At 72.3% G+C, this 24283-nt stretch carries 22 protein-coding genes and 1 pseudogene; 17 read left to right on the top strand and 6 right to left on the bottom strand.

Going from position 1 to position 24283, the window contains the following annotated elements; genetic code table 11:
- Positions 1-9 precede the first annotated feature (9 nt).
- From ACFPZJ_RS01785 to ACFPZJ_RS01765, 5 genes are all read left to right on the top strand, one after another.
- Positions 10-573 carry a hypothetical protein gene (locus ACFPZJ_RS01785; RefSeq protein ID WP_381016166.1) on the top strand — a complete coding sequence of 188 codons (564 nt, stop codon included), beginning with the start codon at positions 10-12 and terminating at the stop codon, positions 571-573.
- Between the two features lie 67 nt (positions 574-640).
- Complete coding sequence (locus ACFPZJ_RS01780; RefSeq protein ID WP_381016163.1) at positions 641-3844, top strand: S41 family peptidase; 3204 nt, start codon at positions 641-643, stop codon at positions 3842-3844.
- A gap of 73 nt (positions 3845-3917) precedes the next feature.
- Entirely contained in the window at positions 3918-4271 is a 354-nt protein-coding gene (locus ACFPZJ_RS01775) for a histidine triad nucleotide-binding protein (RefSeq protein ID WP_381016162.1), read from the top strand.
- Between the two features lie 6 nt (positions 4272-4277).
- On the top strand, positions 4278-5183 hold the full coding sequence (locus ACFPZJ_RS01770; RefSeq protein ID WP_381016160.1) for a ribonuclease Z: 906 nt from the start codon (positions 4278-4280) through the stop codon (positions 5181-5183).
- Between the two features lie 20 nt (positions 5184-5203).
- The gene (locus ACFPZJ_RS01765; RefSeq protein WP_381016157.1) at positions 5204-6196 is read left to right on the top strand and encodes an adenosine deaminase; all 993 of its coding nucleotides are present in this window, start codon (positions 5204-5206) and stop codon (positions 6194-6196) included.
- A gap of 103 nt (positions 6197-6299) precedes the next feature.
- On the opposite strand, the gene ACFPZJ_RS01760 is transcribed toward ACFPZJ_RS01765, so the two are convergent.
- Positions 6300-7628, bottom strand: coding sequence for an MFS transporter (locus ACFPZJ_RS01760; RefSeq protein ID WP_381016154.1), 1329 nt, complete (start codon positions 7626-7628; stop codon positions 6300-6302).
- A 649-nt stretch (positions 7629-8277) separates the two neighbouring features.
- Between ACFPZJ_RS01760 and ACFPZJ_RS01755 the strand changes: the two are divergent.
- The 9 genes and pseudogenes from ACFPZJ_RS01755 to ACFPZJ_RS01715 form a co-directional block, all read left to right on the top strand.
- Positions 8278-8840: pseudogene (locus tag ACFPZJ_RS01755) on the top strand (beta/alpha barrel domain-containing protein); the annotation flags it as partial.
- Positions 8825-10120, top strand: a complete 1296-nt coding sequence (locus ACFPZJ_RS01750) for a glucarate dehydratase family protein (protein ID WP_381016152.1) — start codon at positions 8825-8827, stop codon at positions 10118-10120. The pseudogene ACFPZJ_RS01755 and the gene ACFPZJ_RS01750, both read left to right, overlap by 16 nt.
- Before the next feature lie 99 nt (positions 10121-10219).
- Entirely contained in the window at positions 10220-11347 is a 1128-nt protein-coding gene (locus tag ACFPZJ_RS01745; protein ID WP_381017268.1) for a carbohydrate kinase family protein, read from the top strand.
- Between the two features lie 163 nt (positions 11348-11510).
- Entirely contained in the window at positions 11511-12581 is a 1071-nt protein-coding gene (locus ACFPZJ_RS01740) for a PhoH family protein (RefSeq protein WP_381016149.1), read from the top strand.
- A gap of 13 nt (positions 12582-12594) precedes the next feature.
- Positions 12595-13092, top strand: coding sequence for an rRNA maturation RNase YbeY (gene ybeY, locus ACFPZJ_RS01735; protein WP_381016146.1), 498 nt, complete (start codon positions 12595-12597; stop codon positions 13090-13092).
- A gap of 7 nt (positions 13093-13099) precedes the next feature.
- Positions 13100-14404 (top strand): hemolysin family protein, encoded by a 1305-nt coding sequence (locus ACFPZJ_RS01730; RefSeq protein ID WP_381016143.1) that lies wholly within the window; start codon positions 13100-13102, stop codon positions 14402-14404.
- Positions 14401-14760: an MmcQ/YjbR family DNA-binding protein gene (locus ACFPZJ_RS01725; RefSeq protein WP_381016140.1), complete on the top strand. Its 360-nt coding sequence runs from the start codon at positions 14401-14403 to the stop codon at positions 14758-14760. Before ACFPZJ_RS01730 ends, ACFPZJ_RS01725 begins: the two co-directional genes overlap by 4 nt.
- Positions 14761-14791: 31 nt before the next feature.
- Positions 14792-15145, top strand: a complete 354-nt coding sequence (locus ACFPZJ_RS01720) for a cytidine deaminase (protein WP_381016137.1) — start codon at positions 14792-14794, stop codon at positions 15143-15145.
- 302 nt (positions 15146-15447) lie between these two features.
- The gene (locus ACFPZJ_RS01715) at positions 15448-15924 is read left to right on the top strand and encodes a hypothetical protein (RefSeq protein ID WP_381016134.1); all 477 of its coding nucleotides are present in this window, start codon (positions 15448-15450) and stop codon (positions 15922-15924) included.
- Positions 15925-15949: 25 nt separating this feature from the next.
- On the opposite strand, the gene ACFPZJ_RS01710 is transcribed toward ACFPZJ_RS01715, so the two are convergent.
- Positions 15950-16288 (bottom strand): P-II family nitrogen regulator, encoded by a 339-nt coding sequence (locus ACFPZJ_RS01710; RefSeq protein WP_381016131.1) that lies wholly within the window; start codon positions 16286-16288, stop codon positions 15950-15952.
- 173 nt (positions 16289-16461) lie between these two features.
- Here ACFPZJ_RS01710 and era point away from each other — a divergent pair, with 173 nt between their 5' ends.
- Positions 16462-17415 carry a GTPase Era gene (gene era, locus ACFPZJ_RS01705; RefSeq protein WP_381016128.1) on the top strand — a complete coding sequence of 318 codons (954 nt, stop codon included), beginning with the start codon at positions 16462-16464 and terminating at the stop codon, positions 17413-17415.
- A 52-nt stretch (positions 17416-17467) separates the two neighbouring features.
- Here the strand turns inward: era and ACFPZJ_RS01700 are convergent, their stop codons facing one another.
- Positions 17468-18322: a helix-turn-helix transcriptional regulator gene (locus tag ACFPZJ_RS01700; protein WP_381016125.1), complete on the bottom strand. Its 855-nt coding sequence runs from the start codon at positions 18320-18322 to the stop codon at positions 17468-17470.
- 124 nt (positions 18323-18446) lie between these two features.
- On the opposite strand from ACFPZJ_RS01700, the gene ACFPZJ_RS01695 reads away from it, so the two are divergent.
- Positions 18447-19301, top strand: coding sequence for an NAD-dependent epimerase/dehydratase family protein (locus tag ACFPZJ_RS01695; protein WP_381016122.1), 855 nt, complete (start codon positions 18447-18449; stop codon positions 19299-19301).
- Between the two features lies 1 nt (position 19302).
- Here the strand turns inward: ACFPZJ_RS01695 and ACFPZJ_RS01690 are convergent, their stop codons facing one another.
- From ACFPZJ_RS01690 to ACFPZJ_RS01680, 3 genes are read right to left on the bottom strand one after another with little or no spacing between them, the layout of a single operon-like run.
- Entirely contained in the window at positions 19303-20634 is a 1332-nt protein-coding gene (locus tag ACFPZJ_RS01690) for a GH1 family beta-glucosidase (RefSeq protein ID WP_381016120.1), read from the bottom strand.
- Positions 20635-20691: 57 nt separating this feature from the next.
- The gene (locus ACFPZJ_RS01685; protein ID WP_381016117.1) at positions 20692-20958 is read right to left on the bottom strand and encodes a protealysin inhibitor emfourin; all 267 of its coding nucleotides are present in this window, start codon (positions 20956-20958) and stop codon (positions 20692-20694) included.
- 21 nt (positions 20959-20979) lie between these two features.
- Positions 20980-22053, bottom strand: coding sequence for a M4 family metallopeptidase (locus ACFPZJ_RS01680; protein ID WP_381016114.1), 1074 nt, complete (start codon positions 22051-22053; stop codon positions 20980-20982).
- A 322-nt stretch (positions 22054-22375) separates the two neighbouring features.
- Between ACFPZJ_RS01680 and leuA the strand changes: the two genes are divergently transcribed.
- On the top strand, positions 22376-24097 hold the full coding sequence (gene leuA, locus ACFPZJ_RS01675) for a 2-isopropylmalate synthase (protein ID WP_381016111.1): 1722 nt from the start codon (positions 22376-22378) through the stop codon (positions 24095-24097).
- Positions 24098-24283: the final 186 nt, after the last annotated feature.

The following is a 24283-nucleotide window of genomic DNA, read 5'->3' as shown; positions in this document are numbered from 1 at the left end:
CTGCCCTTCATGGGGGCACTGAGGCCGATTTGGTGTCGAGAGCGGCGACAGCGGCGACAGCGTGGGACCAGGGTGGCGGCCGTGGCGGGGCTCGCGGTCGTCGCCGTGGGCGGAGTCGTCGCGTGCGAGCCGGGCGGACTGAGCTCCGCGTCCGTGGCGTACACGACCGACGAGACCGTGACGCGGGAACTCGACCGGCAGAAGACGGGGGTGCGCTGGCTCAGCTGCACCGGCTCCTACGGGGACAGCGGCACGTCCTCGCCGTCGGCGAGCGAGGACACCGTCGCCACCGTCGACTGCCAGGGGGAGACGAACGACGGCAAGGAGATCACCGTCGACGGCAAGGTCACCCACGCGGTGGACGGCGCGTGCGTCCGCGGTGACATCACCGCCAAGGTGGACGGCAAGGTGGTGTTCCACGTGAAGGGGCTCGGCGACTGCGACGCCACCAGCCCCCCGCCCGTCGGCGGCGACCCCACGTACGGGCGGCCCGGACCCACCGTCACCGTGACCGTCACGACGACCGTCTGGTGCGACCAGTACCCCAAGTGCCGACCGGTGGAAGGCAAGTGACGGTGACGGCCCCGGCAACTGATCCAAACCTCTGTCGGGCAGGGCGCCCCTTGCATAGGGTGATCGGGTGACACAGTCCGCAACGCCTGCGTATCTCCGGTTCCCGCACGTGCACGGCGAGTTGGTCGCCTTCACCGCCGAGGACGACGTGTGGCTCGCGCCCCTCGACGGCGGGCGGGCCTGGCGGGTCAGCGCCGACAACGTCCCGGTGACCCAGCCGCGGATCTCGCCCGACGGCACCACCGTCGCCTGGACCTCCACCCGGGACGGCGCCCCCGAGGTGCACATCGCCCCCGTCGACGGCGGCCCCACCCGACGCCTCACCCACTGGGGCAGCGGCAGGACCCAGGTCCGCGGCTGGACACCCGACGGGCAGGTGCTCGCCCTCACCGCCCACGGCCAGGCCAGCCTGCGCCGCACCTGGGCCCACGCCGTCCCGCTCGACGGCGGACCGGCCACCCGCCTGCCGTACGGGCCCGTCGGCGACATCGCGTACGGGCCGCACACCGTGCTGCTGTCCGCGCCGATGGGCCGCGAGGCCGCCTGGTGGAAGCGGTACCGGGGCGGTACGGCGGGCAAGCTGTGGATCGACCGTGACGGCGACGGGGAGTTCGTCCGGCTCCACGAGGAGCTGGACGGCAACATCGAGTACCCGCTGTGGGTGGGGGAGAGGATCGCGTTCCTCTCCGACCACGAGGGCACCGGCGCGCTGTACTCCTCCCTCGCGGACGGCTCCGACCTGCGGCGGCACACGCCGCACGGGGAGGGCTTCTACGCCCGGCACGCCGCGACCGACGGCTCCCGCGTCGTCTACTCCTCCGCCGGTGAACTGTGGCTGCTGGACGACCTGGACGGAGCAGAGCCGCGGCGGCTCGGCATCCGGCTCGGCGGGCAGCGCGTCGACCTCCAGCCGTTCCCGGTCAACGCCTCCCGCTGGTTCGGCTCGGCCTCCCCCGACCACACCGCGCGCGGCAGCGCCGTCTGCGTCCGCGGCGCGGTCCACTGGGTCACCCACCGCTCCGGACCGGCCCGCGCGCTCGCCGCCGCACCCGGCGTACGGGCCCGGCTGCCGCGTGCCTTCCGCGCGGACGGCGAGGAGTGGGTGGTGTGGGTGACGGACGCCGAGGGCGACGACGCCCTGGAGTTCGCGCCCGCCACCGGCCTGGTCCCCGGCGCCACCCCGCGCCGGCTCGCCGCCGGACAGCTGGGCCGCGTCCTGGAGCTCGCCATGGCGCCCGACGGCGGCCGGGCCGCCGTCGCCTCGCACGACGGACGCCTCCTGCTCGTCGAACGCGAGACGGGCGAGGTGCGGGAGGTGGACCGCAGCGAGAACGGCGACGTGTCCGGACTGGTCTTCTCACCGGACTCCGCATGGCTCGCCTGGTCCCACCCCGGGCCCAGCCCGCTGAGCCAGCTGAAACTCGCCAACACCACCGACCTGTCCGTCACCGAGGCGACGCCGCTGCGCTTCCAGGACTACGCCCCGGCGTTCACCCTCGACGGCAAGCACCTGGCGTTCCTGTCCACCCGCTCCTTCGACCCGGTCTACGACGAGCACGTCTTCGACCTGGCCTTCGTGGAGGGCGCCCGCCCGCATCTGATCACGCTCGCCGCGACGACCCCGTCGCCGTTCGGGCCGCAGCGGCACGGCCGCCCCTTCGAGACGCCCGACCGGGAGGAGACCCCCGACAGCGAGGGCACCCCCACCACCCGCGTCGACCTCGAAGGGCTCGCCGACCGCATCGTGCCCTTCCCGGTGGAGGCCGCCCGCTACTCCAACCTGCGGGCCGCCAAGGACGGCGTGCTGTGGCTGCGCCACCCGGTGCGCGGTGTCCTCGGCCACGCGCGGGCCACGCCCGACGACCCGGACCCCAAGACCGAGCTGGAGCGCTACGACCTCGCCCAGCAGCGCATCGAGCATCTCGCCGCCGACGCCGACCACTTCGAGGTCAGCGGCGACGGCAAGCGGGTCCTGCTGTGGACCGACGGCCGGCTCAAGGTCGTGCCCAGCGACCGACGCGCCTCGAACGACGACGACAGCGACACCAACATCACCGTCGACCTCGGCCGGGTCCGCCAGTTCTGCGACCCGGCGGCCGAGTGGCGGCAGATGTACGAGGAGACAGGCCGCATCATGCGGGACCAGTTCTGGCGGCCCGACATGAACGGCGTGGACTGGGACGGCGTCCTGGACCGCTACCGGCCGGTGCTGGAGCGGGTCGCCACCCATGACGACCTCGTCGACCTGCTGTGGGAGGTGCAGGGCGAACTCGGCACCTCGCACGCCTACGTCATGCCGCGCGGCGGCCACGGCGGCGGCGCCCGGCAGGGCCTGCTCGGCGCCGACATCTCCCGCCACGAGGACGGCAGTTGGCGTGTCGACCGCATCCTTCCCTCGGAGACGTCCGACCCGGAGGCCCGCTCCCCGCTGGCTGCTCCCGGCGTCGCGGTGCGCCCCGGCGACGCGATCGTCGCGGTCGCCGGGCAGCCGGTCGACCCGGTGACCGGCCCCGCGCCGCTCCTGGTCGGCACGGCCGGCAAACCGGTGGAACTGACCGTCTCCCCGTCCGGCGGCGGCGAGCCACGGCACGTCGTGGTCGTCCCCGTCGCCGACGAGGAGCAGCTCAGGTACCACGCCTGGGTCGCCGACCGGCGTGCCTATGTGCACGAGAAGTCCGGCGGCCGGCTCGGCTATCTGCACGTGCCCGACATGCAGGCGCCCGGCTGGGCCCAGATCCACCGCGACCTGCGCGTCGAGGTCGTCCGGGAGGGCCTGGTCGTCGACGTCCGGGAGAACCGCGGCGGGCACACCTCCCAGCTGGTCGTCGAGAAGCTGGCGCGGCGGATCGTCGGCTGGGACCTGCCGCGCGGCATGCGCGCCGAGAGCTACCCGCGCGACGCGCCCCGCGGGCCGGTCGTGGTCGTCGCCAACGAGTTCTCCGGCTCCGACGGCGACATCGTCAACGCGGCGATCAAGGCGCTCGGGCTGGGACCGGTGGTCGGCACGCGCACCTGGGGCGGCGTGATCGGCATCGACAGCCGCTACCGCCTCGTCGACGGCACGCTCGTCACCCAGCCCAAGTACGCGTTCTGGCTGGAGGGCTACGAGTGGGGCGTGGAGAATTACGGGGTGGACCCGGATGTGGAGGTCGTGCAGCGGCCGCAGGACCACGCGGCGGGGCGGGACGCGCAGCTGGACGAAGCGGTCAGGATCGCTCTGGAGACGCTGGAGGGAGCGCCGGCGAAGGTGCCGCCGAGCCTCCCGTCGTAGGCCGTCCCGGCCCGTGGGCGGCCGCTCTCGTTACCATGCCCGTAAGAGATCACCGGCGTGAGGAGGCACACGCATGGCAGGGGAACCCCAGGACGACTGTCTGTTCTGCAAGATCGTCGCGGGTACGATCCCGGCGACGATCGTCCGCGAGACGGACACCACCGTCGCGTTCCGGGACATCAACCCCCAGGCGCCCACCCACGTCCTGGTGATCCCGAAGGCGCACTACCGTGACGCGGCCGCCCTCGCAGCCGGCGCCCCGGACCTCGCGGCCGACGTGCTGCGCGAGACGCAGGTCGTCGCCGAAGAGGAAAAGCTGGAGAGCTACCGCACCGTCTTCAACACGGGCAGCGGCGCCGGTCAGACCGTCTGGCACGCGCACGCACACGTGCTGGGCGGCCGCGGCCTCGAGTGGCCCCCGGGGTAAGCAGCCTTGTCCGTACGCGAACTCGTGGTCCTCGGCACCGCCAGCCAGGTCCCCACCCGGCACCGCAACCACAACGGCTACCTGCTGCGCTGGGACGGCGAGGGCATCCTGTTCGACCCCGGCGAGGGCACGCAGCGCCAGATGCTGCGCGCCGGCGTCGCCGCGCACGACCTGAACCGGATCTGCGTCACCCACTTCCACGGCGACCACTGTCTGGGCCTGGCCGGGGTGATCCAGCGCATCAACCTCGACAAGGTGCCGCACGAGATCACCGCCCACTACCCGCGCTCGGGCCGCCGCTTCTTCGACCGCCTGCGGTACGCCACCGCCTACCGGGAGACCGTCGAGCTGACCGAGGTGCCGGTCGCCGCTGACGGCGTCCTCGCGGTGACCCCCGGCTACACGCTGCACGCCCGGAAGCTGTCGCACCCCGTCGAGTCGTACGGCTACCGCGTCGTCGAACCCGACGGCCGCCGCATGCTGCCCGACCGCCTCGCGGCGCACGGCATCAAGGGACCGGACGTCGGCCGCATCCAGCGCGAGGGCGCGCTGGACGGCGTCCCCCTGGAAGCCGTCAGCGAGGTGCGCCGAGGCCAGCGGTTCGCGTTCGTCATGGACACCCGGCTGTGCGACGGCGTGTACGCGCTCGCCGAGGGCTGCGACCTGCTCGTCATCGAGTCGACCTTCCTCGACGAGGACGAGGAACTCGCCGTCGAGCACGGCCATCTCACGGCAGGTCAGGCGGCACGGGTCGCGCGCGAGAGCCGTGTGCGGCACCTGGTGCTGACCCACTTCAGCCAGCGCTACACCGACCCGGACGAGTTCGAGCGGCAGGCGCGGGCCGCCGGGTACGAGGGCGAGCTGACCGTGGCACACGATCTGCTCAGGGTGCCGCTCCCGAAGCGTCGGTGAAACGGCCGTACGATGATCTAATGCCCCTCCCCAAAGCCGAACTGCACCTTCACATCGAAGGCACCCTGGAACCGGAGCTGGCCTTCGAGCTCGCCGCGCGCAACGGTGTCACGCTTCCGTACGCCGACACGGACGAGCTGCGCGAGGCGTACCGGTTCGAGGACCTGCAGTCCTTCCTGAACCTGTACTACGAGCTCATGGCCGTCCTGCGCACCGAGCGGGACTTCGAGGACCTCGCCGACGCCTACCTCGCCCGGGCCGCCGCGCAGGGCGTGCGGCACGCGGAGATCTTCTTCGACCCGCAGGCGCACACCCAGCGGGGGCTGGAGCTGGGCACGGTCGTCGAGGGACTGTGGCGGGCGCTGGGCCGCAGCGAGCAGAACCACGGTGTCTCCACCCAGCTGATCCTGTGCTTCCTGCGCGACGAGTCCGCCGAGTCGGCGCTGGCGACGCTGGACGCCGCCAGGCCCTACCTGGACCGGATCACGGGTGTCGGCCTGGACTCGGCCGAGGTCGGGCACCCGCCGGCGAAGTTCCGCGCGGTGTACGAGGCGGCCGCGGCGCTGGGTCTGAGGAGGGTGGCGCACGCGGGCGAGGAGGGCCCGCCGGAGTACATCACCGAGGCGCTGGACGTCCTCGGCGTCGAGCGCGTCGACCACGGCCTGCGCTGCATGGAGGACCCCGCGCTGGTGGAACGGCTGGTGCGCGAACGCGTGCCGCTCACCGTGTGCCCCCTGTCCAACGTCCGGCTGCGCACGGTCGGCACCCTCGCCGCCCACCCCCTGCCCGCCATGCTGGACGCGGGCCTGCTGTGCACGGTCAACTCCGACGACCCGGCCTACTTCGGCGGCTACGTCGGGGACAACTTCGACGCCGTCCACCGCACACTCGGCCTCGACGCCGACCGACTGCGCGAACTGGCCCGCAACTCCTTCCTCGCGTCCTTCCTGGAACACGACGAGGACCGCCGGACCCGGTACCTGGCGGAGGTGGAGGCGTACGCCTTCGACTGACGGGGTGGCGCCGTGGGCGCGGGGCGCAGCCGGCCCGAAGAGCCGCTGACCGCTGCCGTCCGCTGCCCGCCGCCGCACGGCGTCTGGTGTTCGTCGTGTGCCGTCAGCCGGCTCCGGGGGGCGCCGCGGCTGCCGCCGCCGTGTCGTAGGCATGGCGGGTGCGGACGGCCGGAGCGTCCACCGGGATGTCGACCACCGGTTGTTCCCGGGCGCCGATCTCGGGGACCGTGCCGGTGGGTGTGCCGGGGGCGGCGGCGACCACGGCCCCTGGAGTGCCGCCGCGGCGGCGGACCGCGCCGGGCAGCAGCGGGCGCCCGCCGGTGTGCAGGGCGACCGCGGTCATCGGCAGGGCGACCACCAGCAGACCGGCGCCGAGCACCACGCCCATGACCGGGAACCCGGCCTGAGCGGCCAGCGCGCTGCCGGTCAGCGGCCCGGCCGCGGTGCCGAGCGAGGACGCCGACCCGACCAGCACCGCCCACCGGCCGCGCGGATCCAGCGAGGCGGCGAGCCCGATCAGGTACGACAGGACGACCGGGTAGAGCGCGTTCCAGGCGATCTCACCGGCCGCGAAGCTCGCCAGACCGGTCGCGGACGCGCTGAGGGCGATGCACCCGGCGATGAGCACCGTCCCGGCCCCGATGGGCGCGGCCCGCCCCAGCCGCGCCCCGAGCGCGCCCGCCCCCGTCACTCCCAGCAGCCCGGCGCCCAGCGCCACGGCGAACACGGCACCGACGGTGGTCTCGCTCAGGTGCGCCTGGGCCAGTCCGATCCTGCCGCTCACGCCCCACAACGAGTTCTGCGCCAGCGACCAGCACAGCATCGAGGCGGCGAGCACCAGCCCGGAACGGCGGTGCGGGAGCGGCGCGTTGTCGTGCCGGGTCGGCCGGGACGCCGTCTCGGCGGCGAGCCGACCGGTCAACGGCCACACGGCGAGCGCGGTGAGCGCGATGGCGGCCAGCGGCAGACCGTGCCCCGGGCCCAGGTGCGGCACCGTCAGATACACCGCTCCCGCGAGCGCGGAGACACTGAGCAGGCCGAGCGTGGAGGCCCGGTGCGGATCGCGCTGGGCGGCGATCCGGGTCGCGGCGACCGTGGTGGCCGTCCCCGATCCGAACCCGCCGACGACCGCGCCGGCGACGACGGCCGGGACCGACTCGGTGAGCGCGGCGGCGCCGTACCCGAGCACCGCGATCAGGAGCCCGGCGCGGGCCAGCGTGCGCGGGCCGATCCGCTCCACCCTCGACGCCAGGGCGAACCCGGCCGTCGCCGAGCTCAGCAGCAGCGCGCTGCCGACGGCACCCGCCTGCGTGGCCGTCAGCGGAAGGCCCGAGTCCAGCCGTCCGACGGTCGTCGGCAGCAGATACGGAGCGAGGTACCCGGCCGTGAAAAGGGCGACGAGGGGCCAGGGAGTGGTACGGGGGGCGAACACGGGCGTTCCCAGGGCATGCGAAAGAAGCTGGTCGAAAGGGGGATGGGCGACGACCGTCGACGGACAGGAACGCGCGGGCAATTTGTATCAAGCGGCGGGAGGGAGACGGGAGCTGAGAGGGTGTGATGTGGCCCACGTATGCGTTTGGGGCTAACAAGGGTGGGTAAAAGCGCGCGCCACCGCAGGTTCCGCACCATCGTCGAGACGCGTCCCCGCCGAGCCATGCCACCGTCGAGACGCGCGTCATCGCCGGGGCGGCGTCACCGCCCCGGCCGCGCCAACTCCGCGCTGACGCCAGTGCACCGAGCCGCCACCCGCGGGAACCGTGGCCTCCATCGGCCCGTACTTCCCCCATCACGGCGACGATCCGCTCCTCGTGCCCCGGCGTCAGCCGAGCCACCGGCCCACGAGCAGCTGATCGCGTCCTGCGCGGGCCTGTCGTACCACAGCGCGAGCCGAAGCCCCCCAGGCGGAGCCATTGACGCCTCCTGTTCGCCTATCTAACCTTCGTCTTCATACGTGGATGAGGTGGCGGTGGGGAGAGGGGCTGTGGCCGAGCGGGCAGGACCGGAGGCCGTCGGGCGACGGCTGCCTGAGGGGATGGCCCACGGGGTGCCGTCCTTCCCGCTGACCAGCTCCCACACCGACGGTTCCGCACTCCCTCGTCACCGCCCCGCAGGACGGGGGCGTCGTCCGGCCGGAACGCATCGCTGCCCGCACCCGGCTCCCGCTCGTCGCCCACCAGAGCGGTCAGGTCTCCTGCCGAGTCGACGCGCTGAAGCGTCTCGCCGCCCTGCCGAACGTCATCGGCCTCAAGGACGGCCACAGCGACCTCGGCCGGCTGCGACGCCTCACGCTCGCCGCCCCCGAGGACTTCCTGTTCTCCAAGGGCGCCGCCACCGCCGAGGTCCAGGCCCGCTCCCCCAAGCTCTCGACCGCGCTCGCGCAGGGGGGACCCCCATCGCCGCCGTCGGTGTCCCCGCCTACTCCTCCGCCGTGCACGCCTTCGCCCCCGAGACCGCCGACGCCTCCTTCGCCGCCCTGGCCGTACGCGGTGTCACTCGTGCAGGCAGCGGCCCGGCGGCGCGGTCGCCCGGTGGGCCCCGTACGGGCCCGCTCACCGACCCGCCGGCCGCCGACCCGGCCGGCCTCGGGACCCTCCTCGCCGCCGGACTCGACCTCGTGGGAGCCGCCCCGTGCACAGCGACCTGACCATCACCGACGTGCGGCTGACCCCCGTCCTGGTCGCCGACCCGCCGCTGCTGAACACACAGGGCGTGCACCAGCCGTACACCCCCCGCCTGATCGTCGAGCTGGTCACGGCCGACGGCGTCACGGGCGTCGGCGAGACGTACGGCGACACCAAGTACCTGGAACTGGCCCGCCCCTTCGCCGAGCGGCTGAAGGGACGGCGGGTCGGCGACCTCAACGGCCTGTTCTCGCTCGCCGACGAGGTCGCCGTGGACGCCTCGCGGGTCCGGGACGCCGTCGACGTCGGCGGGCTGCGCGGCGTGCAGAGCGCCGACAAACTGCGGCTGTCCGTCCTGTCCGCCTTCGAGGTGGCCTGCCTGGACGCCCTCGGCAAGGCGCTCGGGCTGCCCGTGCACGTCCTGCTCGGCGGCAGGGTCCGCGACACGGTCGAGTACAGCGCCTACCTGTTCTACAAGTGGGCCGGGCACCCGGAGGGCGTGGCGGCCGAGCCGGACGACTGGGGCGCCGCCCTGGACCCGGCCGGAGTGGTGGAACAGGCCCGGAAGTTCACCGAGCGGTACGGCTTCACCTCCTTCAAGCTCAAGGGCGGCGTCTTCCCGCCCGACGAGGAGATCGCCGCCGTACGCGCGCTGGCGCAGGCGTTCCCCGGGCATCCGCTGCGGCTGGACCCCAACGGCGCCTGGTCCGTGGAGACGTCCGTGAAGGTGGCCGAGGAACTCGGGGACGTCCTGGAGTACCTGGAGGACCCGGCGCTCGGCACCGCCGCCATGGCCGAGGTCGCCGCACGCACACGCGTGCCGCTCGCCACCAACATGTGCGTGACGACCTTCGCCGAGATCAAGGAGGCCTTCACACGGGACGCCGTCCAGGTCGTGCTCTCCGACCACCACTACTGGGGCGGCCTGCGCAACACCCAGCACCTGGCCGCCGTCTGCCGCACCTTCGGCGTCGGGGTCTCCATGCACTCCAACACCCACCTGGGCGTCTCCCTCGCCGCCATGACCCATGTGGCGTCGACCGTGCCGAACCTCCACCACGCCTGTGACTCCCACTACCCCTGGCAGGCGGAGGACGTCCTCACCGAACGCCTCACCTTCCAGGGCGGCACCGTCGCCGTCCCCGACGCCCCCGGTCTCGGCGTCCACCTCGACCGCGACCGGCTGGCCGCGCTGCACCGGCGGTGGCTGGACGACGACGGCTCGCTCCGGGACCGCGACGACGCGGCCGCCATGCGGGTCGCCGACCCCGGCTGGCAGACACCCCCGACGCCCCGCTGGTAGCGCCGTCCCTCAGGGGTGGCTGCGGTGCGATCGCCGTCGCGCTGTCAGTGGCGTGGTGCACACTGGCCAGACCAGCACCACGTCAGGGAGCGCACCGTGATCGCGTCCACCGCGTCCATCGTGTCGACCGGAGAGGGATCGCACCGCCAGACCCAGGTCGACCCCCTCGCCGCGCTGCGCGTGCCGGACGACCCGCCCTGGGACGTCTACCTCACCGGCACCGTCTTCCTCGACATCGTCTTCACCGGGCTCGACTCCGCCCCGGTGCGCGGGACGGAGTCCTGGGCCCGCGGTATGGGGTCGAGCCCCGGCGGCGTCGCCAACATGGCCACCGCCCTGGCCCGCCTCGGCCTGCGCACCTGCCTCGCGGCGGCCTTCGGCGACGACCACTACGGCGAGTACTGCTGGGATGCCCTCGAACAGGGCGAGGGCATCGACCTCTCCCCGTCGCGCACCGTGCCCGGCTGGCACTCCCCGGTCACGGTCTCGATGGCGTACGAAGGCGAGCGCACGATGGTCTCCCACGGTCACGAGCCGCCCCCCGAGGAGCCGGCGCCCGACTGCCCGCCCCGCGCGCGTGCCGCCGTCGCCTCCCTCACACCCGGCCGCAGCGCCCCCTGGATCGCCCAGGCCGCGAGCAAGGGCACCCGCATCTTCGGCGACGTCGGCTGGGACGACACCGGCGCGTGGGACCTCGCGGGCCTGCCCGACCTGCGGTACTGCGAGGCGTTCCTGCCGAACGCGCAGGAGGCCATGCGGTACACGGGCACCGACTGCCCGCGCGCCGCCGCGCACGCCCTGACCGACCATGTGCCGGTCGCCGTCGTCACCCTCGGACCGGAGGGCGCGTACGCCGTCGACCGCCGTACCGGCGAGACCGCCGAGGTCCCCGCCATCGCCGTGGAGGCCCTCGACCCGACCGGCGCCGGAGACGTCTTCGTCGCCGGCTTCGTCACCGGGACGCTGGCCGGCTGGCCGCTGGCCGACCGTCTCGCCTTCGCGGGGCTGACCGCCGCGCTGTCCGTCCAGGAGTTCGGCGGGTCGCTGTCGGCGCCCGGCTGGTCCGAGATCGCGGCCTGGTGGCGCCGGGTCCAGTCGGTCGAGGGCCAGGAGCAGGCGGCGCTGCGGCGGTACGCGTTCCTGGCGGACCTGGTGCCGCCGGAGCTGGTGCGGCCCTGGCCGCTGCGCAGAGCCGTGCCGACCATCGGGTTCCGCCGGTCGGCCTGAGGGCACGGGCGCCCGGTGCCGGGCGACGCACTCGGGCAACGCACCCGGGTGGGCGAAAAAGCCTACGGTCTTGTCAGTCCACCGTCGTACCCTGGGTATCGCGAGGCCGCCCTCAGCTACGCGGCCGTGAAGAGGAGGAACCGCAGGCCTTCAGCGCCGGCCCATGACTCAGACACCCACAGCTCACACCCCCGCGCAGGGGCAGGCGAGAGTACAGTTCACCGTCCCCGCCCAGCACCCCATGGTGACCGTGCTGGGATCCGGCGACGCCCTCCTGCGCGTGATCGAGAAGGCCTTCCCGGGGGCCGACATCCACGTCCGGGGCAATGAGATCAGCGCGGTGGGCGACCCGGCGGAGGTCGCCCTCGTATCCCGCGTGTTCGACGAGATGATGCTCGTGCTCCGCACCGGGCAGCCGATGACGGAGGACGCTGTGGAACGCTCGATCGCCATGCTGAAGGCGAGCGAGAACGGGGAGAGCGACGGCCAGGAGACCCCGGCCCAGGTGCTCACCCAGAACATCCTGTCCTCGCGCGGCCGCACGATCCGCCCCAAGACGCTCAACCAGAAGCGCTACGTGGACGCGATCGACAAACACACGATCGTCTTCGGCATCGGCCCGGCGGGCACCGGCAAGACGTACCTCGCCATGGCGAAGGCGGTGCAGGCCCTGCAGTCCAAGCAGGTCAACCGCATCATCCTGACCCGCCCGGCGGTCGAGGCGGGCGAACGCCTCGGCTTCCTGCCCGGCACGCTGTACGAGAAGATCGACCCGTACCTGCGCCCGCTCTACGACGCGCTGCACGACATGCTCGACCCCGACTCGATCCCGAGGCTCATGGCCGCGGGCACGATCGAGGTCGCGCCCCTGGCGTACATGCGCGGACGCACGCTCAACGACGCCTTCATCATCCTGGACGAGGCCCAGAACACGAGCCCCGAGCAGATGAAGATGTTCCTCACCCGCCTCGGCTTCGACTCGAAGATCGTGATCACGGGTGACGTGACGCAGGTGGACCTTCCCGACGGCCAGAAGTCCGGCCTGCGGCAGGTCCAGGAGATCCTGGACGGAGTGGAGGACGTCCACTTCTCCCGGCTGTCGTCCCACGACGTCGTACGACACAAGCTGGTGGGCCGTATCGTCGACGCGTACGAGCAGTACGACAGCAAGCACGGCACCCAGAACGGCGCCCACAAGGGCGGCCGGGGCAAGTCCGGGCACAAGGGGAAGTAGACCGAGCACCAGCATGTCGATCGACGTCAACAACGAGTCCGGCACCGAGGTCGACGAGCAGGCGATCCTCGACATCGCCCGCTACGCGCTCGCGCGGATGCGCATCCACCCGCTCTCCGAGCTCTCGGTGATCATCGTGGACGCCGCCGCCATGGAGCAGCTCCACATCCAGTGGATGGACCTGCCCGGGCCGACGGACGTCATGTCGTTCCCGATGGACGAGCTGCGGCCACCGTCCAAGGACGACGCCGAGCCCCCGCAGGGGCTGCTCGGCGACATCGTGCTCTGCCCCGAGGTCGCCGCCAAGCAGGGCGCCGAGGCGCCGACGCAGCACACCATGGACGAGGAGCTCCAGCTCCTCACCGTCCACGGTGTGCTGCACCTCCTCGGCTACGACCACGAGGAGCCGGACGAGAAGGCCGAGATGTTCGGTCTCCAGGCCGCCATCGTCGACGGCTGGCGGGCCGAGCGGGGCATGACCGGCCCGTCGCCCGCGCCGACCGTCTCGTAGGCCGCCCATGACCGTGCAACTCGTCCTCGGCGCGATCGCCCTGGTCGTGCTGGCTTGGCTCGCCGCCTGCGCGGAGGCCGGCCTCGCGCGCGTGTCCAGCTTCCGTGCGGAGGAGGCCGTCCGCTCCGGGCGGCGCGGCAGCGCCAAGCTCGCCCAGGTCGCCGCCGACCCCACCCGCTACCTCAACGTGGCGCTGCTGGTCCGCGTCGCCTTCGAGATGGCCGCCGCCGCCCTGGTGACGTACGCCTGTCTGGAGCAGTTCGAGAGCACCGCCCAGGCGCTGCTGATCGCGATCGGGGTCATGGTCCTCGTGTCGTACGTCGCCGTCGGTGTCTCGCCGCGCACCATCGGCCGCCAGCACCCGCTGAACACGGCGACGGCGGCGGCGTACGTCCTGGTGCCGCTGGCGCGGATCATGGGCCCGATCCCCCCGCTGCTTATCCTCATCGGTAACGCCCTCACCCCCGGCAAGGGCTTCCCGCGCGGCCCGTTCGCCTCCGAGGCGGAGCTGCGGGCCCTGGTCGACCTGGCCGAGGCCGAGTCCCTGATCGAGGACGAGGAGCGCCGCATGGTGCACTCGGTCTTCGAACTGGGCGACACCCTGGTCCGCGAGGTCATGGTCCCGCGCACCGACCTGGTCGTGATCGAGCGGTACAAGACCATCCGCCAGGCCCTCACGCTCGCCCTGCGCTCCGGTTTCTCCCGTATCCCGGTGACCGGCGAGAACGAGGACGACATCGTCGGGATCGTGTACCTGAAGGACCTGGCCCGCAAGACCCACATCAGCCGGGACGCCGAGAACGAGCTGGTGTCCACGGCGATGCGCCCGGCCTTCTTCGTCCCCGACACCAAGAACGCCGGTGACCTGCTGCGCGAGATGCAGAAGGAACGCAACCACGTCGCCGTCGTCATCGACGAGTACGGCGGCACGGCCGGCATCGTCACCATCGAGGACATCCTGGAGGAGATCGTCGGCGAGATCACCGACGAGTACGACCGGGAACTGCCGCCCGTGGAGGACCTCGGCGAGGGCCGCCACCGCGTCACCGCCCGCCTCGACATCGGCGACCTCGGCGAGCTGTACGGCCTGGAGTCCTTCGACGACGAGGACGTGGAGACCGTCGGCGGTCTGCTGGCCAAGGCGCTGGGCCGGGTGCCCATCGCCGGGGCGTCGTCCGTCGTGGAACTGCCGGACGGCCGGGATCTGCGTCTGACCGCGGAGGCCGCGGCCGGCCGCCGGAACAAAATCGTCACGGTGCTGGTGGAGCCGGTCGGCCCGGCGGAGCCGCCCGAGGAGGAGAAGCCGGAGTGACCCCGCGGGAGTTGCGCGCGTTCTGCCTGTCGTTCAACGCGGCGGTGGAGGACTTCCCGTTCAACCCGGAGATCTCCGTCTTCAAGGTGCTGGGCAGGATGTTCGCCCTGACCCACCTCGACGCGCGGCCCCTGACGGTCAACCTCAAGTGCGACCCGGAGGACGCGCTCCGGCTGCGCGAGGAGTACCCGGGCCTGATCGTCCCCGGCTGGCACATGAACAAGCGCCACTGGAACACGGTGACCGTCGACGGCGACCTCCCGGACGGCCTGGTCCGGGAGCTCGTCGAGGACTCCTACGACCTGGTCGTCGCCGGCCTGCCGCGGGCCGAGCGTCTGCGCCTCGACCGCCCCTGAGGCCGTCCCGCGCGTTACGTATGCTCAGCTCATGACCGACAGCAGCGCGCTCGACCCCGAGGACCGCAAGATCGTCACCCTGGCCCGTTCCACGCGGGCCCGCAACGGTGTGCCCGAGGGAGCCGCCGTACGCGACGAGACCGGACGGACGTATGTCGCGGGGACCGTCGCCCTCGACTCCCTGAAGCTGAGCGCCCTGCAGACGGCGGTGGCGATGGCGGTGGCCTCCGGCGCCGAGTCGCTGGAGGCGGCGGCCGTGGTCACGGAGGCGGAGTCGGTGTCGGCGCAGGACCTGGCGGCCGTACGGGAGCTGGGCGGGGCCGGGACGCCGGTGCTGCTGGCCGGGCCGGACGGGACCGTCCGGGAGACGGTTCCCGCGGGCTGACACCGGGGGCCGGGTCTCCGCCGGCCGCGTCTCCGTGGCCTGACGCGGCGTGGCCTGACCCGCTCCGACTGACCTCTCCGTGTCCCGACCCCTCCCTGTCCTGACCCGTCCGTGTCCTGACCCCACCGGGTACTGAGCTCTCCGTGGGCGGCACAGTAGTCCGGAATTCATCCTTGCCGTCGCCTGCCCCTCGCGCATCAATGGAACCGACAGTCCTGATGGTCCGTCACTTCCACCGCTCGTGCAGGGAGACCGCACCCGCCTGCCGAGCGGTCCCCCCACGGAAAGGGAACCGGAATCCCATGAGAGGCAAGCGAATCGGAGCAGGTGCGGCCGTGGTGGCCGGAGCCCTCGCGGCCTGCCACCTCGCCCTCGCGCCCACCGCCGTCGCCGTCACCCCCCAGACGGCGACGATCACCGCCGACTGCGGCACCTTCGGCGGCGGCGCCGCCACACTCACGGCGACGCAGAACGGCACCGCCGCCACCCTCACCGTCAACACCTCCGCGATCACCGCGCCGATCGCGCTCGCGGAGGACTCCATCGCGTCGACGCTCACCCTGGTCAAGGCAGGCGGCGGCAGCACCGTCTTCACCGGCACCGAGAACCCGGCGATGGCCGCCGGGGACCCGGTGCAGGTCGGTCCGCTCAGCGGCACCGTGGCCTCCGGCGACAGCCTGGAGGCCTTCGGCGGCTCGCTGCGGATGACCGTGTTCGGGATCACCATCACCTGCACGGCGACCGGGCCGCAGTCGCCGGGCCCGTTCGTGTTCGACTGACCCGGGGGCGGGCGCGGCCCCGGGGTCAGAGCGCGTCGGGGCCGCGCTCGCCCGTCCGGACCCGGACGACCGTGTCGACGGGCACCGCCCACACCTTGCCGTCGCCGATCTTCCCCGTCCGCGCGGCCTTCACGACCGCGTCGATCACGGCGTCGGCGTCCGCGTCCTCGACGACCACCTCGATGCGCGCCTTGGGCACCAGGTCGACCTGGTACTCGGCGCCCCGGTACACCTCGGTGTGGCCGCGCTGCCGGCCGTAGCCGCTGGCCTCGGTCACGGTCAGGCCGTGCACGCCGATGTCCTGCAGGGCGGTCTTCACCTCGTCGAGGCGGTACGGCTTGACGATCGCGGTGATGAGCTTCATGCCTGGGTCGTGACCTTCTGCGCGGTGGGGACGGGAACGGGCTGGCCGGGGCGCCGTGGCCCAGGACCCCGTGATCGTAGGCCGTCCCCGGCGCGCACCGGAAGGTCCAGGCCGGTGCGCTCCCGCTCCCCGGTGGTACGGCGGGCCTTCGGGGATCAGGGAGAATGGGCGGCATGAGCGTTCGTACCCAGTCATCCGAGCAACCGGCCGAGGCCCTCCACCGGGCCGGTTTCGCCTGCTTCGTCGGGCGGCCCAACGCGGGCAAGTCCACCCTCACGAACGCTCTGGTCGGGCAGAAGGTGGCGATCACCTCCAACCGCCCGCAGACCACCCGGCACACGGTGCGCGGCATCGTGCACCGGCCGGACGCGCAGCTGATCCTCGTCGACACCCCGGGGCTGCACAAGCCGCGCACGCTGCTCGGCGAGCGCCTCAACGACGTGGTCCGTACGACGTGGGCCGAGGTCGACGTCATCGGGTTCTGTCTGCCCGCCGACCAGAAGATCGGGCCCGGCGACCGCTTCATCGCCAAGGAGCTCGCCGGGATCAGGAAGACCCCGAAGGTCGCGATCGTCACCAAGACCGACCTCGTCGACTCCAAGGCGCTGGCCGAGCAGCTGATCGCGGTCGACCAGCTCGGCAAGGAGCTGGGCATCACCTGGGCGGAGATCGTGCCGGTGTCGGCGACCGCCAACAAGCAGGTGGACCTGCTCGCCGACCTGCTGATCCCGCTGCTGCCCGAGGGCCCGGCGCTCTACCCCGAGGGCGATCTGACGGACGAGCCCGAGCAGGTCATGGTCGCCGAGCTGATCCGGGAGGCGGCCCTGGAGGGCGTCCGCGACGAGCTGCCGCACTCCATCGCCGTGGTCGTGGAGGAGATGCTCCCGCGCGAGGACCGTCCCGCCGACAAGCCGCTGCTGGACATCCACGCCAACCTCTTCATCGAACGGCCCAGCCAGAAGGGCATCATCATCGGCCCCAAGGGCAAGCGGCTGAAGGAGGTCGGCATGAAGTCCCGCAAGCACATCGAGGCGTTGCTGGGCACGCCGGTCTTCCTCGACCTGCATGTGAAGGTGGCCAAGGACTGGCAGCGCGACCCCAAGCAGCTGCGCCGGCTCGGGTTCTAGCCTCCCGGTCTCACGGTCTCCCCGTCTCCTGTTCTTCCTGCCCATTGGCCTGCTAGCCGGCTGTCCGCCGTGGGGTGAGGTCCTGCAGGCCCACCACACGCAGCAGCCGCAGCCGCTCGTGGGCCTCCGTGCCGGGGCGGCCCGTATGGATGATCAGCAGCTGGTGGTGCTCGTGACTGAGCAGCACCTCGCAGTCCAGCTCCAGCAGGCCGACCACGGGGTGCTGGAAGCGCTTGGTGTTCCGGCGCCGCAGGGACACCTCGTGCTCCTCCCACAGGCGGGCGAACTCCTCGCTCGCCGACCGCAGTTCCGCGACCAGGGCGGCCGGTTCCGGGTCGCCCGGGCGGGCGGCGGTCACCGCGCGCAGACTCGCCACGTGCCCGCGCGCGTGCTCCGGCCGGTCCTCCGGCGGGAACAGCTCCCGGGTGGCCGGGTCCAGGAAGAACAGACGGGCCAGGTTGCGCCCACCCGGCGGGCGGGAGATCACGTCACCGACGAGTGCCCTGGCCATCGCGTTCTGCGCCAGCACCTCACCCCAGTCGGTCACCACCTGCGCCGGTGTGTCGTGCAGCCGGTCCAGGACCAGCAGCAGTCCGGGGCGGACATGACCGGACGCCGTCGCGCGGCGCGGGGGCTCCGCGCCGGTCAGGTGGAACACGTGGTCCCGTTCGTCGTCGGTCAGGCGCAGGGCCCGGGCCAGGGCGGTGAGCATCTGCCGGGACGGGCGCGGGCCGCGCGACTGCTCCAGGCGCGTGTAGTAGTCGACCGACATGCCGGCCAGCGCCGCCACCTCCTCCCGGCGCAGGCCCGGGGTGCGGCGCCGGGCGCCCGCGGCCAGGCCCACGTCGGACGGTTCCAGGCGGGCGCGGCTGCGGCGGAGGAAGTCGGCGAGTTCGGCTCGGTTCACCCCTCCAGGCTGCGGCAGGCGGGCCGGGTTATCCAGGGACTCCCGGTCCTCTGATCGACGGGTCTCTCCCGCCGGGCTCCCGGCCGCCTGAGGGTGGTGGCAGCACAGTCGAGAGGAGCAGATCATGCTGACACTGGTGACGGGCGCGACGGGACAGGTCGGCCGGCGCTTCGTACCGAGGCTGCTGGCGCGGCGGCGGCCGGGCGAGCAGGTACGGGTCCTGGTGCGCGACGCGGCGCGCGCCGAGCACTTCGCGGAACGGGGAGCCGAAGTCGTGGTCGGCGACCTGCGGGACGCCGATGCGCTCGGCAAGGCGGTGGCCGGCGCGGACGCGGTCGTCAACGTCGCGGCGTCCTTCCGCGGGGTGCCCGACGAGGAGGCGTGGGCGGTCAACCGGGACGCCGCCGTGGAACTGGGCCGCGCCTCCCTGGCCGCCGGTGTGCGGCGCTTCGTGCACGTCAGCACGGGCCTCGTGTACGGCACCGGACGGGGCCGCCCCCTGGTCGAGGACGACGAGATCCGGCCCGGCGGCGAGATGTGGGGCGCCTACGCCGAGTCCAAGGCGGCGGCCGAGCGGGAGCTGCTCGCCCTGGAGGGCCTAGAGGTGCGCGTCGGCCGCCTCCCCTTCGTCTACGGCGACGGCGACCCGCACCTCGCCCAGTCCCTGAGGTGGGCCGCGCACTGGGCTGCGGGGCAGCGGCTGCACATGGGCCATCACGCCGACGTGGCCCAGGGGCTGCTGCGCCTGCTGTACGCCCCCGGTACCGTCGGCCGCATCTACAACATCGCCGACGACGCCCCCGTCACGGCCGTCGACCTGCACCAGCTCAACGGCGTGGAGGTGCCCGCCGAGCTCTCCACCCGGACCGACCCCGATCCCTGGTTCGGGATCATGTCCACCGACCGGATCCGCCGGGACCTCGGCTACCGGCCGCTGTATCCGACCGTGTGGGCGGCCCGGGAGGCCGGAGCGCTCTGAGTCACCGGCCCCCGTGCCGGCCCTTCTGCTGCCGCAGCACCTCCCGCAGCCACCCGTACGACGCCTTCGGCGTGCGTTTGAGTGTCTCGAAGTCGACGTGCACCAGCCCGAACCGCCGTGCGTACCCCTCCGCCCACTCGAAGTTGTCCAGCAGCGACCACACGAAGTAGCCGCGCACGTCCACGCCGGCCTCGATCGCCCGGTGCAGGGCGCGGATGTGGCCGTCGAGGAAGGCGATCCGCTCCCGGTCGTCGACGCCCTCGTAGGAGCAGCCGTTCTCGGTGATGACGACCGGGGGGAGTTTCTCGCCGTACCGCTCGTGGAAGCCCACGAGCAGCTCGGTCAGCCCCTCCGGCACCACCGGCCAGCCGAAGTCGGTGACCGGCCGGTCCTCGATCTCCCGGACCGAGAAGGGCAGTTCGGCGGGCATCCTCACCCCGCCGAACTCGATCTCCGTGCCCTGCGGGGCGCCCACCCGGGTCGGCGCGTAGTAGTTGACGCCGTACCAGTCGAGGGGCTCGGCGATGACCTGGAGGTCGGCCTCGACGTCCCCGGGCATCAGCTCGCCCAGGCCGCCGGGGTAGGCACCGAGGAGCAGCGGCTCGGCGAACAGCCGGTTCAGCAGCAGGTCGTAGAACTCCGCCGCCTCCAGATCGGCCCCCTCCCCGGACGCCGGCCATGTCGGCCCGTGCGAGTTGGCGATCCCGATGCCGGCGGCGCCGTGGGCGCGCAGGGCCCGTACGGCCAGGCCGTGGGCCAGGAGCTGGTGGTGGGCGGCCGGAAGGGCGTCGAACAGGAGCCGTTTGCCGGGCGCGTGGGTGCCCAGCGCGTGGCCCAGCAGGGTGTGCTCGGCGGGCTCGTTGAGGGTGATCCACGTCGTCACGCGGTCGCCGAGCCGCCCGGCCACGGCCGAGACATGGTCGGCGAACCGTGCCGCCGTGTCCCGCTCCAGCCAGTCCAGCCCGGCCGGCAGGTCCCAGTGGAACAGGGTCGGCACCGGCCGTACGCCCGCCGCGCACAGCTCGTCCACCAGGCGGTCGTAGAAGTCGAGGCCGCCCGGCGAGTTCACGCGCGGCCAGGAGACCGAGAAGCGGTACGCGTCCACGCCGAGGCCGGCCAGCAGCGCCACGTCCTCGCGGTAGCGGTGGTAGTGGTCGCAGGCCACCGCCGCCGTCGAGCCGTCCTTCACCCGTCCCGGTTCGGCCGTGAAGACGTCCCAGACGGACGGTTCGCGCGCGTCGGCCGCGCCCTCGATCTGGTGGGCCGAGGTCGACACGCCCCACAGGAAGCCGGCCGGGAAGCGGGGGATCGGAGTACCTGCGTCAGTCGCCATGCGCGGATCATCCGTACCGGCGGTAACGGAAGTCAACGCCCCGACGGGAAACCCGACTTACGCCCCCTCCTTCAGTACCCGCGAGATCAGCTCGCGCTGTTCCTCCGTCAGCCGGGGATCCGCGCAGTACACCGTCTTCCCGTCCACCGTGATCTGGTAGCTGAAGCCGTCCGGCACCCCGACCGGCGGTGTGCTCCGGGCGGCGGCGACCGCCTTCTCGGCCAGGGCGTGCCATGCGGGAGCATCGGGGCGCGAGGAGGTGTCCACCTCGGCGTGCCGCTCGATGCCCGCGAATCCGCCCGTGCGCCTCACCTGAATCCGCATGGGTTCCTGTCTAGTACGGAACTACGGGGTGCGCACCCCGACCTGCTCCCACGCCTTCGTCACGGCGTCGAGCTCCTGGCCCTGCCCGTAGCGTGCCCGCGCCGCCTTCAGCGTCAGTGTCGCGAAGTCCGCGAACAGGGCGTCCTGCTTCAGCTCGCCGCCGGTCAGCACGTCGTACCAGATCTGCCCGGCCCGCTCCCAGGCGTGGCCGCCGAGGGCCGTGGCGGTGAGGTAGAAGGCGTGGTTGGGGATGCCCGAGTTGATGTGGACGCCGCCGTTGTCGCGGCCGGTGCGCACGAACGCGTCCATCGTCGCGGGCTGCGGGTCCTTGCCGAGCACGTCGTCGTCGTACGCGGTGCCCGGCGCCTTCATGGAGCGCAGCGCCGTGCCCGTCACGCGCGGAGCGAGCAGGCCCGCGCCGATCAGCCAGTCGGCCTCGGCGGCGGTCTGGCCGAGCGTGTACTGCTTGATCAGTGAGCCGAAGACGTCCGACAGGGACTCGTTGAGGGCGCCGGGCTGGCCGAAGTAGGTGAGGTTGGCCGTGTACTGCGTGACGCCGTGGGCGAGTTCGTGGCCGATGACGTCGATCGGGAGGGTGAAGTCGAGGAAGATCTCGCCGTCCCCGTCGCCGAAGACCATCTGCTCGCCGTTCCAGAAGGCGTTGTTGTAGTCGCGGTCGTAGTGCACGGTCGCGTTCAGCGGCAGGCCGGCGCCGTCGATGGAGTCGCGTTCGTACGCGGTCAGGAACAGTTCGAAGGTGGCGCCGAGGCCCGCGTAGGCGCGGTTGACGGTGGCGTCCCTGCCGGGCTCGTCGCCCTCCCCGCGCACCTTGCGGCCGGGCAGGTCGGTGCCGTGCCGGGCGTCGTGGACGGTGCGGTGCGGCCTGGCTGGCTCCGCGCCGGCGGGCGGGGCGGCGGGCGGGGCGCCGACGACCGTGGTCAGGCGGCGGTGGGTGCGCTCGAAGGCGTCACGCTCCAGGGTCCGCCGCGCGGGGCGGGCGAGCGCGGGGTCCTCGGCCTGCGCGAGCCGGTCGAGGACATGGGGCGGCACGATGGCGCAGAAGACGGGCTCGAAGCCCCCGTGGGTCGTCGTCATGCCCGGCACCTTTGCACTGCGTCACGGGCCTGTCACCAGCCGCCACCATGATTGGTGAAATACGGGGACACAGGCACTCACGCTCCGTGGCGAAGTGGTATGGCGCACTTTTTGTCCCGTATGCGCCCCCGGTCCCGCATACTGATACGGACCCGCGCATCCGGAGGGGCCTCGGCTAGCATGCTGCGCATCATGCGTTTCGGGCTGCTTCTCCTTAGCTGCCGCGGCGAGGGCCTGTAGTCGAGGCCGACTCCCTCCCCGCGGAGCTTTGGCGTTGCGTCGTCGGCCGTCCATCCGGACACCCTGAGGAGCCCGAAGCATCATGGCCAACCGCCAGCAGCCCAGTTCCATGCCGATCCACAAGTACGGCCGCTACGAGCAGGTCGACATCCCGGACCGCACCTGGCCGGACAACCGGATCACCGTCGCCCCCCGCTGGCTCTCCACCGACCTGCGCGACGGCAACCAGGCCCTGATCGACCCGATGTCGCCCGCCCGCAAGCGCGCGATGTTCGACCTGCTGGTCAAGATGGGCTACAAGGAGATCGAGGTCGGCTTCCCCGCCTCAGGCCAGACCGACTACGACTTCGTACGCTCCATCATCGAGGAGCCCGGGGCCATCCCCGAGGACGTCACGATCTCCGTCCTGACCCAGGCCCGTGAGGACCTGATCGAGCGGACCGTGGAGTCCCTGCGCGGCGCCCACCGCGCCACCGTCCACCTGTACAACGCCACCGCCCCGGTCTTCCGCCGGGTCGTCTTCCGCGGCTCCAAGGACGACATCAAGCAGATCGCCGTCGACGGCACCCGCCTGGTGATGGAGTACGCCGAGAAGCTGCTGGGCGAGGAGACCCACTTCGGCTACCAGTACAGCCCGGAGATCTTCACCGACACCGAGCTGGACTTCGCGCTGGAGGTCTGCGAGGGCGTCATGGACGTCTGGCAGCCCGGCCCGGACCGCGAGATCATCCTCAACCTGCCCGCCACGGTGGAGCGTTCGACGCCCTCCACGCACGCCGACCGCTTCGAGTGGATGGGCCGTCACCTCTCCCGCCGCGAGTTCGTGTGCCTGTCCGTGCATCCGCACAACGACCGCGGCACCGCCGTCGCCGCCGCCGAGCTGGCACTGATGGCCGGCGCCGACCGCGTCGAGGGCTGCCTGTTCGGGCAGGGCGAGCGCACCGGCAACGTCGACCTGGTCACCCTGGGCATGAACCTGTTCTCCCAGGGCGTCGACCCTCAGATCGACTTCTCCGACATCGACGAGATCCGTCGTACGTGGGAGTACTGCAACCAGATGGAGGTCCACCCGCGCCACCCCTACGTGGGCGACCTGGTCTACACGTCCTTCTCCGGCTCCCACCAGGACGCCATCAAGAAGGGCTTCGACGCCATGGAGGCCGACGCCAAGGCCAAGGGCGTCACCGTCGACGACATCGAGTGGGCCGTGCCGTACCTGCCCATCGACCCCAAGGACGTGGGCCGTTCGTACGAGGCGGTCATCCGGGTCAACTCGCAGTCCGGCAAGGGCGGTATCGCCTACGTCCTGAAGAACGACCACAAGCTGGACCTGCCGCGCCGGATGCAGATCGAGTTCTCCAGGATCATCCAGGCCAAGACGGACGCCGAGGGCGGCGAGGTCACGCCGAAGGACATCTGGGCCATCTTCGAGGACGAGTACCTGCCCAACCCCGACAACCCCTGGGGCCGCATCCAGGTCAAGAACGGCCAGTCCACCACCGACCGGGACGGCATCGACACGCTCACCGTCGAGGCCACGGTCGACGGCGAGGACACCGTTCTGACCGGCACCGGCAACGGTCCGATCTCGGCCTTCTTCGACGCGCTGCAGTCCATCGGCATCGACGTACGCCTGCTGGACTACCAGGAGCACACGATGAGCGAGGGCGCCTCCGCGCAGGCCGCCTCCTACATCGAATGCGCCATTGACGACAAGGTGTTGTGGGGCATCGGTATCGACGCGAACACCACGCGCGCCTCCCTGAAGGCGGTCGTCTCGGCCGTCAACCGCGCGGCTCGCTGACCAGCTGAATCGGGGGTTTGGGGGCTCTGTCCGCCGTTGTCCGGCGGACAGAGCCCCGTCGTATACCGGCCAATTGCTGTGGAGGTCACGGAAAGGTCTCCTCCGGGGTACTGACTCCGCCTCACGGATGTGGCTAACATCACGCCAGCGCGGCGACGTCGCCGCGCGGCGTTACGGAGGTGCGAC

The organism is Streptomyces bullii, from assembly GCF_042657145.1.
Classification (GTDB): Bacteria; Actinomycetota; Actinomycetes; order Streptomycetales; family Streptomycetaceae; genus Streptomyces; species Streptomyces bullii.
The sequence above is the reverse complement of the archived record's forward strand: the minus strand, read 5'-3'. Positions and strand labels throughout refer to the sequence as shown.

Coding starts and splice junctions, on each gene's coding strand:
- ACFPZJ_RS01775 (WP_381016162.1), top strand. CDS start 3,918: ATGGCAGGGGAACCCCAGGACGACTGTCTGTTCTGCAAGATCGTCGCG.
- era (WP_381016128.1), top strand. CDS start 16,462: ATGAGCGTTCGTACCCAGTCATCCGAGCAACCGGCCGAGGCCCTCCAC.
- ACFPZJ_RS01695 (WP_381016122.1), top strand. CDS start 18,447: ATGCTGACACTGGTGACGGGCGCGACGGGACAGGTCGGCCGGCGCTTC.
- ybeY (WP_381016146.1), top strand. CDS start 12,595: ATGTCGATCGACGTCAACAACGAGTCCGGCACCGAGGTCGACGAGCAG.
- ACFPZJ_RS01680 (WP_381016114.1), bottom strand. CDS start 22,053: ATGACGACGACCCACGGGGGCTTCGAGCCCGTCTTCTGCGCCATCGTG.
- ACFPZJ_RS01710 (WP_381016131.1), bottom strand. CDS start 16,288: ATGAAGCTCATCACCGCGATCGTCAAGCCGTACCGCCTCGACGAGGTG.
- ACFPZJ_RS01740 (WP_381016149.1), top strand. CDS start 11,511: ATGACTCAGACACCCACAGCTCACACCCCCGCGCAGGGGCAGGCGAGA.
- ACFPZJ_RS01690 (WP_381016120.1), bottom strand. CDS start 20,634: ATGGCGACTGACGCAGGTACTCCGATCCCCCGCTTCCCGGCCGGCTTC.
- ACFPZJ_RS01730 (WP_381016143.1), top strand. CDS start 13,100: ATGACCGTGCAACTCGTCCTCGGCGCGATCGCCCTGGTCGTGCTGGCT.
- ACFPZJ_RS01765 (WP_381016157.1), top strand. CDS start 5,204: ATGCCCCTCCCCAAAGCCGAACTGCACCTTCACATCGAAGGCACCCTG.
- ACFPZJ_RS01715 (WP_381016134.1), top strand. CDS start 15,448: ATGAGAGGCAAGCGAATCGGAGCAGGTGCGGCCGTGGTGGCCGGAGCC.
- ACFPZJ_RS01785 (WP_381016166.1), top strand. CDS start 10: ATGGGGGCACTGAGGCCGATTTGGTGTCGAGAGCGGCGACAGCGGCGA.
- leuA (WP_381016111.1), top strand. CDS start 22,376: ATGGCCAACCGCCAGCAGCCCAGTTCCATGCCGATCCACAAGTACGGC.
- ACFPZJ_RS01720 (WP_381016137.1), top strand. CDS start 14,792: ATGACCGACAGCAGCGCGCTCGACCCCGAGGACCGCAAGATCGTCACC.
- ACFPZJ_RS01685 (WP_381016117.1), bottom strand. CDS start 20,958: ATGCGGATTCAGGTGAGGCGCACGGGCGGATTCGCGGGCATCGAGCGG.